General features: G+C 69.9%; 6 protein-coding genes. 2 read left to right on the top strand and 4 right to left on the bottom strand.

Going from position 1 to position 13,875, the window contains the following annotated elements; translation table 11 throughout:
- Positions 1–166 precede the first annotated feature (166 nt).
- Complete coding sequence (locus ACN8HC_RS11800) at positions 167–5,011, bottom strand: NAD-glutamate dehydrogenase (protein ID WP_490075035.1); 4,845 nt, start codon at positions 5,009–5,011, stop codon at positions 167–169.
- A gap of 191 nt (positions 5,012–5,202) precedes the next feature.
- On the opposite strand from ACN8HC_RS11800, the gene ACN8HC_RS11795 reads away from it, so the two are divergent.
- A complete protein-coding gene (locus tag ACN8HC_RS11795) occupies positions 5,203–5,781 on the top strand; it encodes a hypothetical protein (protein ID WP_490075034.1) in 579 nt (192 codons plus the stop codon).
- A gap of 9 nt (positions 5,782–5,790) precedes the next feature.
- Positions 5,791–6,285, top strand: a complete 495-nt coding sequence (locus ACN8HC_RS11790; protein WP_490075033.1) for a DUF2505 domain-containing protein — start codon at positions 5,791–5,793, stop codon at positions 6,283–6,285.
- Here ACN8HC_RS11790 and ACN8HC_RS11785 read toward each other — a convergent pair.
- From ACN8HC_RS11785 to ACN8HC_RS11775, 3 genes are all read right to left on the bottom strand, one after another.
- Positions 6,282–11,759, bottom strand: coding sequence for an ATP-binding protein (locus tag ACN8HC_RS11785; RefSeq protein ID WP_490075032.1), 5,478 nt, complete (start codon positions 11,757–11,759; stop codon positions 6,282–6,284). The genes ACN8HC_RS11790 and ACN8HC_RS11785 overlap by 4 nt on opposite strands.
- 110 nt (positions 11,760–11,869) lie before the next feature.
- Positions 11,870–12,286 carry a DUF6912 family protein gene (locus ACN8HC_RS11780; RefSeq protein ID WP_490075031.1) on the bottom strand — a complete coding sequence of 139 codons (417 nt, stop codon included), beginning with the start codon at positions 12,284–12,286 and terminating at the stop codon, positions 11,870–11,872.
- A complete protein-coding gene (locus ACN8HC_RS11775) occupies positions 12,283–13,830 on the bottom strand; it encodes a WS/DGAT/MGAT family O-acyltransferase (RefSeq protein ID WP_490075030.1) in 1,548 nt (515 codons plus the stop codon). The genes ACN8HC_RS11780 and ACN8HC_RS11775 overlap by 4 nt, the downstream gene beginning before the upstream one ends.
- Between the last annotated feature and the right edge of the window lie 45 nt (positions 13,831–13,875).

The following is a 13,875-nucleotide window of genomic DNA, read 5'->3' as shown; positions in this document are numbered from 1 at the left end:
CACAGAACTGTTACCCAACTCCCACCCATTTTTGACCTTTTTTTCATGCCCTCTTGGAACTCAGCTGCTCGGCGTCGCGCCGATGCTAGGTCCAGCGTGGCGCCGGCAGCGGTTCGCGTTCCCCACCGGCGCGTCCGGCGGGGCGCGATCCGCCACAGGCCCTGCTCTACCGGGCGGAACCCGACCGCACCACCGAGCGCAGCGTGCGCAACGCCACCGACAGCGGGGCCAGCCCGGCCTCGTCCAGCTCGGCGACGCCGACCAGCGCCTGCTGCGCGCGGTTGATCGACTCGGAGTTCTCGGTCGCCCACCGGTCGAGCCGCTGCTCCGCCGTCTCGTCCGCCGGCGTGTCGGCAATGACCGCCGCGGTGAACGAGTCGAGCACCGAGTAGAGGTCGTCGCGCACCGCGCCGCGCGCCAGCGCGTCCCAGCGGTCGTCACGCGGCAGCCGCGAGACCGCCTGCAGGATCCGGTCGATGCCGAGCCGCTCGGACAGCATGAAGTAGACGGCGGCGACGTCCGCCACCGGAGTGCCGGTGCTGATCGCCTGCTCGGTGATGTCCAGCAACGAGTAGGAGTCGAGCAGCGCGGCCGCCCAGCCGGCCAACGCCCCGGGGACACCGCCCTGGCTCATCTCATCCCGGCGGGAGCGCCAGCGCTCGCGCTCCGACCCCTGCAGCAGCTCGGGCAGCTTCGGTGTCAGCTCGCGCACGATCGGGGCGAAGCGGTCGATCTCGCTCGCGATGTCGAGCCGGGCCGGTCGGCTGTGCACCAGCCAGCGGGTGGCGCGGTCCAGCAGGCGGCGGAACTCCAGGTAGAGCGTCGTCTGGGCGTCGGTCGGCACCTTGTTGTCCAGCGCCTCGACCTGGGCGACGTAACCCGCCAGATCGAAGACCTCCCGGGCCACCACGAACGCCCGCGCGATCTGCTCGGGTCCGGCACCGGTCTCCTCGGCGACCCGGAACGCGAAGGTGATACCGCCGCGGTTGATCATCGAGTTGACGACCTGGTTGATCACGATCTCCCGGCGCAGCGGGTGGCCGGTGAGTTCGGCGCTGTACTTCTGCCGGATCGGCTCCGGGAAGTATGCCGCGAGGCGGTCCACGAACCACGGGTCGTCGGTGAGCTCGGAGTGCGCCAGGTCGGCCTTCATCGCCAGCTTGGAGTAGGCGACCAGAACGGAGAACTCCGGCGAGGTGAGTCCGGTGCCGGCGGCGGCCCGCCGGGCGATCTCGCTGTCGCTCGGCAGGAACTCCAGCTCACGATCCAGCTCCCCGCGCTGCTCCAGCCAGTGAATGAGCCGCTGGTGCACCGGCAGCATGGCGTGGGTCTGCGCCCGGGCGTTGCCGAGCAGGACGTTCTGCTCGTAGTTGTCGCGCAACACCTGCTCGGCGATCTCGTCTGTCATCGAGTGCAGCAGCGTGTTGCGCTGCTCGAGGTCGAAGCGGCCCTGCCGCATCAGGTCGGTGACCAGGATCTTGATGTTGACCTCGTGGTCGGAGGTGTCCACGCCCGCGGAGTTGTCTATCGCGTCGGTGTTGATGCGGACGCCGCGCTGAGCCGCCTCGATGCGTCCCAACTGGCTGGCGCCGAGGTTGCCGCCCTCACCGACCACCTTGACGCGCAGCTCCTCGCCGTTGACCCGGATCTGGTCGTTGGCACGGTCACCGATGTCCGCGGCGGTCTCGCCGGAGGCCTTGATGTAGGTGCCGATCCCGCCGTTCCAGAAGAGGTCGACCGGTGCGAGCAGGATCGCGTGCATCAGCTCGGCGGGCGTCAGCTTGGTGACGTCATCGGCCAGCCCGAGCGCCTTCCGCACCTGCGGGGTGATGGTGATCGACTTCGCGCTGCGCGGGTAGACACCTCCGCCCTCGGAGATCAGCGACCGGTCGTAGTCGTCCCAGGACGACCGCGGCAGCTCGAAGAGCCGGCGGCGTTCGGCATACGACGTCGCCGCCCCCGGGTCGGGGTCGAGGAAGATGTGCCGGTGGTCGAACGCGGCGACCAGCCGGATGTGCTCCGACAGCAGCATGCCGTTGCCGAAGACGTCACCGCTCATGTCGCCGACGCCGACGACGGTGAAGTCCTCCGTCTGGGTGTCGAGGTCCATCTCCCGGAAGTGCCGCTTCACCGACTCCCAGGCACCGCGAGCGGTGATGCCCATCGCCTTGTGGTCGTAGCCGGCCGAACCGCCGGAGGCGAACGCGTCGTCCAGCCAGTAGCCGTAGGACTGCGCCACGCCGTTGGCGATGTCGCTGAAGGTGGCGGTGCCCTTGTCGGCGGCGACCACCAGATAGGTGTCGTCGGCGTCGTGCCGGACGACGTCCTTCGGGGGCACGACCTCGCCGGAGACGAGGTTGTCGGTCACGTCGAGCAGGCCGGAGATGAACAGTTTGTATGCCGCAATACCCTCGGCCAGCCACGCTTCCCGGTCGCTCGGGTCGGGCAGCCGCTTGGCGACGAACCCGCCCTTGGAGCCGGTCGGCACGATCACGGCGTTCTTGACCATCTGCGCCTTGACCAGGCCGAGGATCTCGGTGCGGAAGTCCTCCGGCCGGTCGCTCCAGCGCAGCCCGCCCCGCGCGACCATCCCGAAGCGCAGGTGCACGCCCTCGACCCGTGGGCCGTATACCCAGATCTCGAACTTCGGCTTCGGGCTGGGCAGCCCGGGCACCGACCCGCAGTCGATCTTGAAGCTCATCACCTGACTGGGCCGGTTGTCGGCGTCACGCTGGAAACAGTTGGTGCGCAACGTCGCTCGGATCACGCCCATCATCGTCCGGATGATGCGGTCGTGGTCGAGACTGCTCACCTCGTCGAGGCCGGTTTCGATGCGCTGCACCAGCTCCGCCTCCGCGGCGTCCCGCCCCGACTCCTCCACGGCCGGGTCGAAGCGCGCATCGAAGAGGTCGACCAGCGCACGGGCCAGATGCACGTTGGCACGCAACGCCTGCTCGATGTAGGCCTGGCTGAAGGTGAAGCCGATCTGCCGCAGGTATTTGCTGATCGCCCGCAGCATCACGACCTCGCGTGAGGTCAGGCCGGCCTGCAGCACCAGCGCGCCGAGCCCGTCGCTCTCGGCGTCGCCCTCCCACGCGTCGCTGAAGGCCTCCTGGAAGCGTTCGCGGACCTCCGTCGTCGACGCGTCGTCCGAACCCCAGAGATCGGCGGAGTCCGCCCGCAGGCCGAAGTCGTAGACGTGCACGACGACGCCGTCGGCACGCTGCATGGAGTAGGGCCGCTCGTCGATGACCTTGACACCGAGGTTGGTGAAGACGGGCAGCACATCGGTCAGCACGATCGGGTCGCGCCGGAACAGTTTGAAGCGGCGATCGCGTGGGTCTGCGCCGGGGTCGCGGTAGAGCGTCAGCAGGGTGTGGTCGTCGGACTCCAGCGCCTCGATGCGACGCAGGTCGGCGATCGCCTGGCGTGGGGTGAAGTCCTCCTTGTAGGCCTCCGGGAACGCACGCGCGTAGAGGCTCATCACCCGGGCGGACGCGTCCTCGCCGTCCTCCTCGAGGGCCACCGCGCCGAGGCGCTCACCCCAGGTGCGGCTGCTCTCCAGCAACCGTTCCTGTAACTCCTGCTCGTCGACCTCCGGCACCTCGGAGCCCTGGGGCAGCCGGACCACGAAGTGGATCAGCGCCAGGGTCGACTCGGCGATGCGGGTGGTGTAGTCCACCGCTTCGGCGTGATAGGCCTCCCGCAGCAGCCGCTCGATCCGCAGCCGGACGCTGGTGTTGTAGCGGTCGCGCGGCAGATAGACCAGCACCGACACGAACCGGCCGAACTCGTCGATCCGGGGGAACATCTGCGACTGCCGGCGCTCCTGCAGGCGCAGCACCGCGGTCGAGATCTCGTAGAGCTCCTTGCTGGAGGTCTGGAACAACTCGTCGCGCGGGTAGGTCTCGAGCACCTCCAGCAGGTCCTTGCCGGAGTGACTGTCGGGCGAAAAGCCAGTGCGCGCAAGCACTTTGGCGACCCGCTCGCGGACGACCGGCACGCGGCGCACCGACTCGGTGTAGGCGCTGGAGGTGAAGAGGCCGAGGAAGCGCTTCTCCCCCACCACGTTGCCCTGCGCGTCGAAGGTGCGGATGCCGATGTAGTCCAGGAACGACGGGCGGTGCACGGTCGCGCGGGAGTTGGCCTTGGTGATCGTCAGCAGCCGCGGCTGGCGCGCCGTCGCCCGGCCTCGTGAGCTGAGCTTGCTGAACGACTGCGACGAGGACTTGTCATAGCGCAGGATGCCCAAGCCAGAGCCCGGCTTGACCCGCAGCACGTCCTCCCCGTCGACGGTGTCGAGGGTGTATTCGCGGTAGCCGAGGAAAGTGAAGTGGTTGTCGGCCAGCCAGCGCAGGAAGCCCTGCGCCTGCTCGACGGCCTTGGCCGGGACCGAGTCCGGCCGGCCGGTGTCCAGCTCGGCGATGATCTGCTCGCACTCGTCGTGCATCTTGGACCAGTCGTCGACGGCGACGCGCACGTCGTCCAGGACTCGCTCGATGTCGGCGACGAGCGTCTCGTCCGCTGCGGCGTCCACGCCGAGGTCGATCTCGAAGTGCATCCAGGACTCACTGGTCGGCGCCAGCCCGTCCGCGCCGGTCTCCGGCAGGGTGTCCGAGTCGTAGACCTTCTCCAGCCGGCCGGCGGCGTCGCGCTGGACGAACAGTTGCGGGTGGATCAGCGCGTGCACGCTCCGGTCGTGCCGGGCGAGTTCGGCGATCACCGAGTCGACGAGGAACGGCATGTCGTCGGTGACGACCTGGAGGATGGCGTAGGGGCACGACCACCCGTCCGACTCGACCGTCGGGTGGAAGATGCGCACCTTCGTGGTGCCCGGTGCGCGTTCCGCTGCGAGCTCCTTGTGCGACAGCAAGGTGCCGTGGAGCCGGTCGGGGCCGTAGCCCACGATGTCCTCGTCGGCCACGTGTCGGTAATAGCGCTCGAGCAGCCACTCGGGGACGTCCCCCCGGTGCTCGGCGGCGCATTCACGCAGGATTTCTGAACGGGTCACGGTGTCCACGGACATAGTTGTTCTTCGGCCCTCGCCTGAGACGGTCGGAACGACGTCGTTGTCGCCCCACGGCTGAGACTAGTCCCGAGCGTGGCGTCGGACACAGCCGGGCGCAACGGGTGTCCGTATGGCGCGGAAAGGCTGTGGGCATGACTCGGCGACAGGGCGTCCAGGGGGTTAGTCTGCCGGGGATGCAGACCAGCGACCGGACCCGAGGAGTCGCACTTCTCGTGCCCCGATTGCTGAGCATCCAGACCGATCCTGCCGAGTTCGAGACCTCCGAGGCGGTCGCCGACGCGATCGAACGCGCCGCGGAGGTGCTGCTGCGCTGGCACGACGAACTCGCGGAGATCCGGACCTCGCCCACCGCCCCGGCTCCCTGCGATGCCGACCCGGTGCTCGTCGACCACGCCGGCGGCCGCCCCGTGCACGCGAGTCGGCGCTTGGCGGAGCGGATCCGGGCGGGCGTCATACCTGCGGACTGCGCGAGCTTGGAGTTCGCCGCCAGTGAGCTGCACGGCATCGCGGAGTCGATTCGGCGCGCGGCCGCACAGTGCCCCGATCCGTCAACGGGCACGCGAGGTCAGCAGATCGCCGTCGCACTGGACCGGTTGTCGGCCGCGCTGCGGACGCTGGCGGACACGCTGCGCGGTGAGACCCGCCGGCTCGGCGACGACGTGGCAGGCGGCGCCGACCAAGTGCTCGCCCGGGTCGTGCGCGCCGAACACGCGGCTCGCCTCGTGGCCGCCACGACCCTGCCCGGTCGCTAAAGTGCGCCCATGAAGATCCAGGAGACGTGGACCTACGACGCGCCGACCGACCGGGTGTTCGCGATGCTGCTGGATCGGCGCTTCCAGGAGGCCAAGTGCGCGGCCACCGGCGCCCTGCGCTACTCGGCGTCGGTCGAGGAGCAGCCACCGCTCCACGTCATCGAGACGCGGCGGGAGATGTCGACCGACGGCCTGCCCGACAGCGTCGCGCGCTTCGTGGGAAACACGTTGCACATCATCGAGATTCAGCGTTGGGGTGAGCCATCGGCAGACGGCTCACGCAGCGCCGAACTGGCCGTGTCCATCGGCGGGCTGCCGATCGACTACACCGGCCGGATCCGGATGCGCCCGGACGGCGGCACGACGGAGATGCAGGTGCTGGGCGACCTGCGGGCGCGGATCCCACTCTTCGGGCCGAAGGTCGAATCCGCGGCCGCGCCAGGCATTTCCAGCGGTGTCCGGATCGAGGCGGAAACCGGTCAGCAGTATCTCGCGGCCGGCTAGACCTCGCGCTGCAGCGTTGCCACGATCTTCGGCCGTAGCTGCGACGCCGCGATCACCTCGTCGACCGACCCCACCTCGACGGCACGACGTATGTCGTGGACGCTGTCGAACTCGGCGGCGACCTCGGCGATCTTGGCCGCCCGCAGATTGGCCTGCAATTCGTCGAGTTCCACGATCAACGCTGCACGTTCGGCACCGTGCGCCCCGTCGATGCGCTGCTGCAGCTGGGCGAGCGCCGGGTCCGCGGCGGCGCGTTTGGCGACCTCCGACGAGAACACGACGGCCGCTGCGGGCGCACCGCCGAGCACGGACGCGTAGGACCCCTCGACGGCCAGCACGGTCATCCGTGGGTTGAGCCGCTTGGAGAACACGACGAACGCGCCACCGTGGTAGCGCGAGATCACACAGAAGACGATCGGACCCTCGAAGTTGACGATCGCGCGACCGATCTCCGCGCCGTACTCCAGCTGCAGGTTGCGCATCGATTCCGGCGAGCCGTCGAAGCCGGACAGGTTGGCCAGCACCACGACCGGGCGGTTGCCCGACGCCGCGTTGATCGCCCGCGCAACCTTCTTGGACGACCGCGGGAAGAGCGTGCCCGCGGTGTAGGTGTCCGGTCCGTCAGTGGGTGGGAATCCTTGCCGCGGAACGGGCTTCGACTCGATGCCGATGAGCGTCACCGGGAAGCCGCCGATGCGGGTGTCGACGGTCACCGCGGTCTCGGCGTCCGCCATACCGGCCCAGCGTTCGAGCATCGGGTGGTCCTGATCGGCGACCGCCCGCATGACGCTGCGGATGTCGAAGGCGCGCTTGCGGTCGGGATTCAGCTCCGCGGAGAAGATGTCGCCCACGGTGGCGAAGTCGCCGTCGTGGGGACTGTTGGAGACGTCCCGGTCGACCGGGTCCGTGGTGTGCGCACGACGGGGCCCTGACTCGCCCGGGACGACATAGGTGTGCTCGTAGTGCCGCATCAAGACGGCCAGCGCACCGGCCAGATCGGGCACCCAGTACTGGGCCTGACCGTTGGGGCCCATCACCCGGTCGTAGCCGCCGATGCCGAAGTTGTCCTCCGCCGACACGCTGCCGGCGAAGTCGAGCGTCTGCTTGCCGGTGAGCACCATCGCACTGTCCGGTGTCATGATCAGGATGCCTTTGGTGTGCATCAGCATGGTGGCCTCGGCGTTCCAGTAGGGCTGGCCACCGACGTTGATGCCCGCGACGACGATGTTGATCTCGCCGCCGGCCTGGGTGAATTCGACGATTCGCTTGAGCCCGACCGCCACCCAGTCGAGGTTCTCGCTGCCGCTCTTCATCGAGACACGGGCGCCCGCGGAGACGGCGAACCACTCGACGGGCACCTGGAGGCGTTCGGCCAGATCGAGCGCGGCCACCACGCGACTGCACTCCGGCTCCGCCAGCGCACCGAGGGACTTGATCGGGTCACCGGCCAGCACCACCCGGGTGATGCCTTCCGGGTGGAGCGGAGTGGGGGTACTGACGACACCTACGACGATGCCCGCGGTGTTCTGCCCGCGCGGCCGGTCGACCGGCACCAGGTTGTTGTCGTCGTCGAAGTCGTATTCGACGAACGAGCCGGACCCGGCGAGCGACGGCTCGAGCTCATAGGGGTAGACGAGGCCGCGACGACGAGCACGGAGCACCTTGGCGGCGTAGTCGTCGAGCGGGGCGAGCGGCTCGGTCGGCGGCTCGATGACGTCCGCCGAGACGCCCGCGCCGGGGGTGGCGTAGAAGCGGATCGCGATCGGGACGGGAGTGCCGTCCGGGCCCTCGACGCGGCCCTGCGCGAGAACCTCCTCGATGCCCGCTCCCTCGGTCAGCGGGGTGATCTTGGACTGCAGCGCCGCGAGGTGCGCGATGTCCGCCTCGACCGGTGGCCAGACCGTCACCCACACGTGGTTGACGTCCAGTGGTGAGCGGCCCCGGCCGTGCGAGGCCCGAACCCGGCGGATCGCCTCCAGGCAGTTCTCGACGGCGCGTTCGGCGTGCGGCAGCGCCACGACGTTGCCGCCGTCGTCGCGGACGACGGCGAGTTGCCGCACCTGGGCCAGCGCGACCAGCCGGCGGTCGGAGGGGTTGCTGCGCGCGACGCAGTCCAGGAGCAGGACGTCCTCGGGCGCGTCGAGACGCCGGACCTCGAATTCGCGGAGCCGCCAGAGGTTCAGCCGCCGCCCCACCATCGGATGTATGCCGCGGACCAGGTCGTCCTCGACCCAGCCGTCCCCGGACGGACGGAAGGTGAAGTAGTCGACCTCCCGTGTCGCGGGCGGGCAGAGCGCGAACGACACCCGGCGCGGGGTCCGCGTGAACGGGTGCTGCTGGAGCAGGTCGAGCAGCACGTCCCGGGCCGCGTCGGACTGCTCCGGCAGGTCGGGCCAGCGCAGGTAGATCTCCACCACGGTGTCGTGGTCGGCGGCCAGCTCACGGTCGACCGCTGCGACGAGCGATCCGTTCCGCAGCTCCGCGATGTCACCGACGGTCGACACCACGCGGGTCTGCCCGTGGGTGTCCGAGTGGTATTCGGCGCGGGCGGTGGGCCGGCCGTCCACCTGCGCCGCCTGCAGGTCACGTAGCTGGTATTCGAGGTAGTGACGCCGGATCAGCACCTCCAGCATCGGCTCGTAGGAGCTCTCGATGGTGCTCGGCTGCGCGTAGAGCCGGTCCCGCAGGAAGCCGACGAGCTGCTCGGGGATGGCGGCCAGTGCCGCGATGCGAGCCTCCCGGTCCGGCGCGGCGGGGTCGGTCAGCGCCGCGATCTCGTCGGCGACGCCACCCAGCACACTGGACCGTTCGACGTCGACGATCGGCTGGTCGAACCAACCGAACCGCACCGATCGGGCAAGATCGCCGACGACCGAGAAGCGCCGTTGGGTCGCGCGCACCACCCGCTCCAGCAGGGCACGCGCCTCACCGGCATCGGTCGGCGCCGGCACCGACAGCCAGCTGCGCAGCAGTTGGACGGCGATGTCGACGTCGCCGACCTCCTGCTGGGCCAGGAAGATCCGGAAGAGCGCCTCCTCCAGTCGCGGAGTGCGGTCCAGGTCCTCGATGCCGTAGTGCCGCAGCACGCGCAGCAACTTGTCCCGGAACGACTCCGGCACGTCGCTGCGCTCAAGGTCGAGGGTGCGCAGGTAGGTCTGGAAATGTTCGCGCGAGCTGTGCACCCGCAGCTCGACGTGCGCCTCGTCGCGGGCCGGACGGTTGCGACTCAGCTCGGCGAAGTCGGCGAACATGTCGAGCAGGCCGAGCTCGTCGGCGCTGGGCGGGGCGGTCGTGTCCCGCTCGTCCAGATAGGCGTGCAACGTCGCCATACGGTCGTGCGGGCTGACGTCATACCCCATCAGCGCGGAGCGCAGTGTGCTCATCGCGGCGGCGTCGCGCTCCTGGCGGGTGCGCACCCGGCCGTCGGTGGGCAGGCCGAGCTCGGTCTCGGTCACCTCCGCCGTCTCGGCCTCGAGCTCGCCGGTCGGCTCCAGCCGCACCAGCGGCGCACCGGTCTCCACCTGGGTGCCCGAGCGCACCAGCAACTCCTTGACCCGGCCGGTGAACGGAGCCGGCAGCACCGTCTCCATCTTCATCGACTCCAGCACGAGCGCCGGCTCACCGGCGGTCACCTCGTCGCCCACCGCCACGGGCGTGGCGACGACCAGTGCGGGCGCGGGCGCCCGCATCACGCCGCCCTCGTCGCGGCTGATGCGGTGAGTGACGCCGCCCACCTCGATGAGCTGGGTCGGTCCGTGCGAGGCACTGACCACGCGGAACGACTCGCCGTCGACCACCAGGCGGCTGTGCACGTCGTCCAGGCGGGTGAGCGACGCCGCGACGGTGCGGGTCGCGGCACCACTGGTCACGCTGACGTAGTAATCGGTCGGGCTGACCCGGCGGACCGTCACCGCGAAGGTCTCGCCCCGCAGTTTCAGCTCCGTGCTGCCGTCGGGGTCGTGGTGGAGCTGCGGGCGACCGCCGTGCGCGGTGTCCAGGAAGCCGGCGATCTCGGCGCGCTCGCGCTCGGCATACCCCTCGATCGCGGCGGCGACGAGCGCCACACCGGCGTGCGGGTGATCGGCCAGCCGGCCGGAGGCCCGCATGCGGTCGATCCAGCCGGTGTCAGCCCACTCCGGCTCGCCGCGGGTGATCTCGGACTGGGCGAGCAGCTCGAGCACGAAACTCTTGTTGCTGACGCCACCCTCGATGATCACGGTCGTCTCGTCCATCGCCCGGCGAAGCCGGGCGAGTGCCTCGTCGCGGTCGGCGCCGTGGGCGATGATCTTGGCGATCATCGAGTCGAAGTCGGCAGGGATGGTGTCACCCTCGCCGACACCGGTGTCGACGCGTATGCCGGGCCCGGCGGGGAGCTCCAGCCGGGTGATGCGGCCGGGCGCGGGGGCGAAGTCGCGGTCCGGGTCCTCGGCGTTGAGACGCGCTTCGACGGCGTGTCCGCGCTCGGCCGGACGCTCGCCGGTGAGCGGTGCGCCGGTCGCGACCTGCAACTGCAGCGCGACCAGGTCGAGCCCGGTGACGGACTCGGTGATCGGGTGCTCGACCTGTAGCCGGGTGTTGACCTCCAGGAAGGCGAACGTCCGGTCCTGCGGGTGATAGAGGAACTCGACGGTGCCCGCGCCGCGGTAGTCGACGGCGAGCGCGAGCCGTTCGGCGCTGCCCTTCAGCTCGTCGGCCTGCGCGTCGTCCAGCAGCGGCGACGACGACTCCTCGATGATCTTCTGGTTGCGTCGCTGCACCGAACAGTCGCGGACTCCGACCGCCCAGGCGGTGCCCTGACCGTCGGCGATGACCTGCACCTCGACGTGCCGGGCACCGGTGACCAGCTTCTCCAGGAACACCACGCCGGAACCGAACGCGCGCTCGGCCTCGTCCCGGGTGCGCTGGTAGGCGTCCTCGAGGTCGCCGGGGCCCGTCACCTTCCGGATGCCGCGGCCACCGCCACCGGCGGTCGCCTTGAGCATCAGCGGGTAGCCGATGCGCTCGGCCGCCGCCAGCGCGTCCTCCAGCGTGTCGACGCCGCCGCCGCTCCACGGAGCCACCGGGACGCCGACCTTCTCGGCGATCAGCTTGGAGCCGATCTTGTCGCCGAGCCGGCGCATCGCTTCCGCGGACGGGCCGATGAAGGTGACCCCCAGCCGCTCACACAATTCGGCGAACGCCGGGTCCTCGGCGACGAAGCCCCAGCCGACCCAGCACGCGTCGGCGCGGGTCTCGGTCAGCGCGCGCTCCAGAGCGGTGAGGTCGAGGTAGGGCCGGTCCGCGGCGGCACCGAGCAGGTGTGCCTCGTCGGCCTCACGGACGAAGGCGGCGCCGGCGTCGACGTCGGTGTAGAGCGCGATGGTCCGCAGCGGCGCGGTCTCCCCCTCAAGAGCGCGGCGGGCGTTGACGTCTCGCACCGCGTGGATCAGCCGCATGGCGGCCTCTCCCCGGTTGACGATGGCGATGCGGTTCATGGTTCGAGGGACGGATTGCACAGTGTGACTTTGCCATCTCAGAGGGGTTACTCCACAGTCCCCCACGCATTTGATCGAAATTGACGTCGGGGCAGCGGCTGTCGACGGAGTCAGCGAATGGTCTGCAGCACCAGTGCGAGCTCGGTGGCGTCATACCAGGACAGCTCCAGATCGGCGTCGACGTCGCGCTCGCCGGCGGGGTCGAGCACGTGAAAGCTCGCGACGTGCCGCTGCGGGATCGCGGCGGAAAGCTCTACGGCGGAAGGAGATTCGGCTCCGACCACCTCGTGGAGGTCATCGTCGTCGCTGTCGACAGCGGCGACGACGCGCAGCCCGCGCGTGGCAGCCGCCGTGGCGGCATCCTGGGTGGCCAGGTACTCGAGCCCTTCGTCGTCCTCGGCCGGAGCCGATGCACGCAGCGCATCGGTCACCGCGAAGGCGGTGCGGGCGCGAGCCGGCAGCTCCCGGTCCGTCTCGAGCGCGCGCAGTTCGTCGAGGTCGACCGGCAGGTAGATCCTGCTTCTCATTCCCGCGCCTCCGTTTCCTCCAGTAGTTCGGCGAGCGCGTCGGACAGGCACTGCCCGAACAGCTCGAGGTCGGGCATCGCGTCGCGGTCGGCGTTGAGCCCGTAGCCGACCTGGCCGTTGTATGACGTGAGGCCGATCGCGAGCGTCTGACCTTTCGGCAGCGGAATCACCGGGTAGGTCGCGACCATCGGCGCGTCCCCGGCATACAGCTCCCGCTGTGGGCCGGGCACATTGGTGACCACCAGGTTGAACACGCGTCGCGACATGGCGTTGCCGAGCCGCGCTCCGAGCGAGTGCAGGGTCGGTGGTGCAAAACCGGCGAGCCCGGCGATCGACGCGGCGTCGATCGCCGCCCCGCCGTCCAGATGCGCCGCCGTCGCGTAGGCGATCTGATGCAAGCGCATCAGCGGCCGCGGCTCCCCGACCGGCAGGTCGACGAACATCGGCGAAACCTGCTCACCCAGTGGGGTTTCCGGTCCTTCCGGCTCGACGCTCAGCGGGACGAGCGCACGCACGTTCTCGGTGCTGGCGACCGCCTCACCGCGCGCGAGCAGCCAGCCGCGCAACGCACCGGTGATGGTGGCCAGCACGACGTCGTGCACGGTGACGCTCTGCCCGCACCCGGACCGGATGCGCCGATAGTCCTCGAACTCGGTGGCGACCATCAGGAACCGGCGGTGTGCACCGACCGAGCGGTTCAGCGGACTGTCCGGTGCCGGCCGGGCAGCGACCTTCGCGAGCACGCCGGCAGCGGACGTCGCGCCGGACGCGCCCCTTCGCGCGAGGCGCTCGACGTGCGCCGCGGTGCCCTCGACGCCGCTGCGGGCCAGCCGCGCAATGGTCAGCGGGTTGCGGGCGACATCGGCGACCACGCCCAGCATCAGCTCCAGACCGCTGGGCGGCCGCGCCGCCCGCCAGGCCTGCGGCAGCGGCTGCTCATGGGCCGACGACTCAGGGTCGACGATGATCTGGCCGATGTCGATCGCATGGATGCCGTCGACCAGCGCGATGTGTGTCTTGGTGACGATCGCGAAACGGCCGCCTTCCAGTCCTTCGACGAGATAGAGCTCCCAGAGCGGTCGGTGCGGGTCGAGCGGCCGGGCCTGGATCCGGGCAACGAACTCCTCCAGCTGTGTGGCGGTGCCCGGCTTGGGCAGCGCCGACCGGCGGACGTGGTAACTGACGTCGAACTGCTCGTCGTCGACCCAGACCGGCGGCAGCAGCCGCCCGGGAACCTGGTGCACCTTCTGCCGGTAGCGCGGCACGAACGCGATGCGGTTGCTCACCAGTCCGACCAGCTGTTCGTACTCGAACTCGTGTCCGCGCCTCTGCCCTCGGCTCCGGGCCTCGCTGCGCTCGTGTCCTCGCCTCGGTCGGCGCTCGAACTCGCTGTCGCGCCTTTGCCCTCGGCTCCGGGCCTCGCTGCGCTCGTGTCCTCGCCTCGGTCGGCGCTCGAAGAGCATCACCGAGCCCACATGCATCGGCGTCGAGCTGTCCTGGAGATAGAAGAAGGACGCGTCGAGCGCGCTCAGTCGGTCGGCCACGGGGTCATGTTTTCACGACTGTGGCCACCCCGGCCCATCGATGTG

It is taken from the genome of Flexivirga sp. YIM B11880, assembly GCF_058148645.1.
The sequence above is the reverse complement of the archived record's forward strand: the minus strand, read 5'-3'. Positions and strand labels throughout refer to the sequence as shown.

Bases quoted from the DNA above. Each gene is read 5' to 3' on its own strand.
- ACN8HC_RS11795 (WP_490075034.1), top strand. From the start codon at position 5,203: ATGCAGACCAGCGACCGGACCCGAGGAGTCGCACTTCTCGTGCCCCGA.
- ACN8HC_RS11780 (WP_490075031.1), bottom strand. From the start codon at position 12,286: ATGAGAAGCAGGATCTACCTGCCGGTCGACCTCGACGAACTGCGCGCG.
- ACN8HC_RS11785 (WP_490075032.1), bottom strand. From the start codon at position 11,759: ATGAACCGCATCGCCATCGTCAACCGGGGAGAGGCCGCCATGCGGCTG.
- ACN8HC_RS11790 (WP_490075033.1), top strand. From the start codon at position 5,791: ATGAAGATCCAGGAGACGTGGACCTACGACGCGCCGACCGACCGGGTG.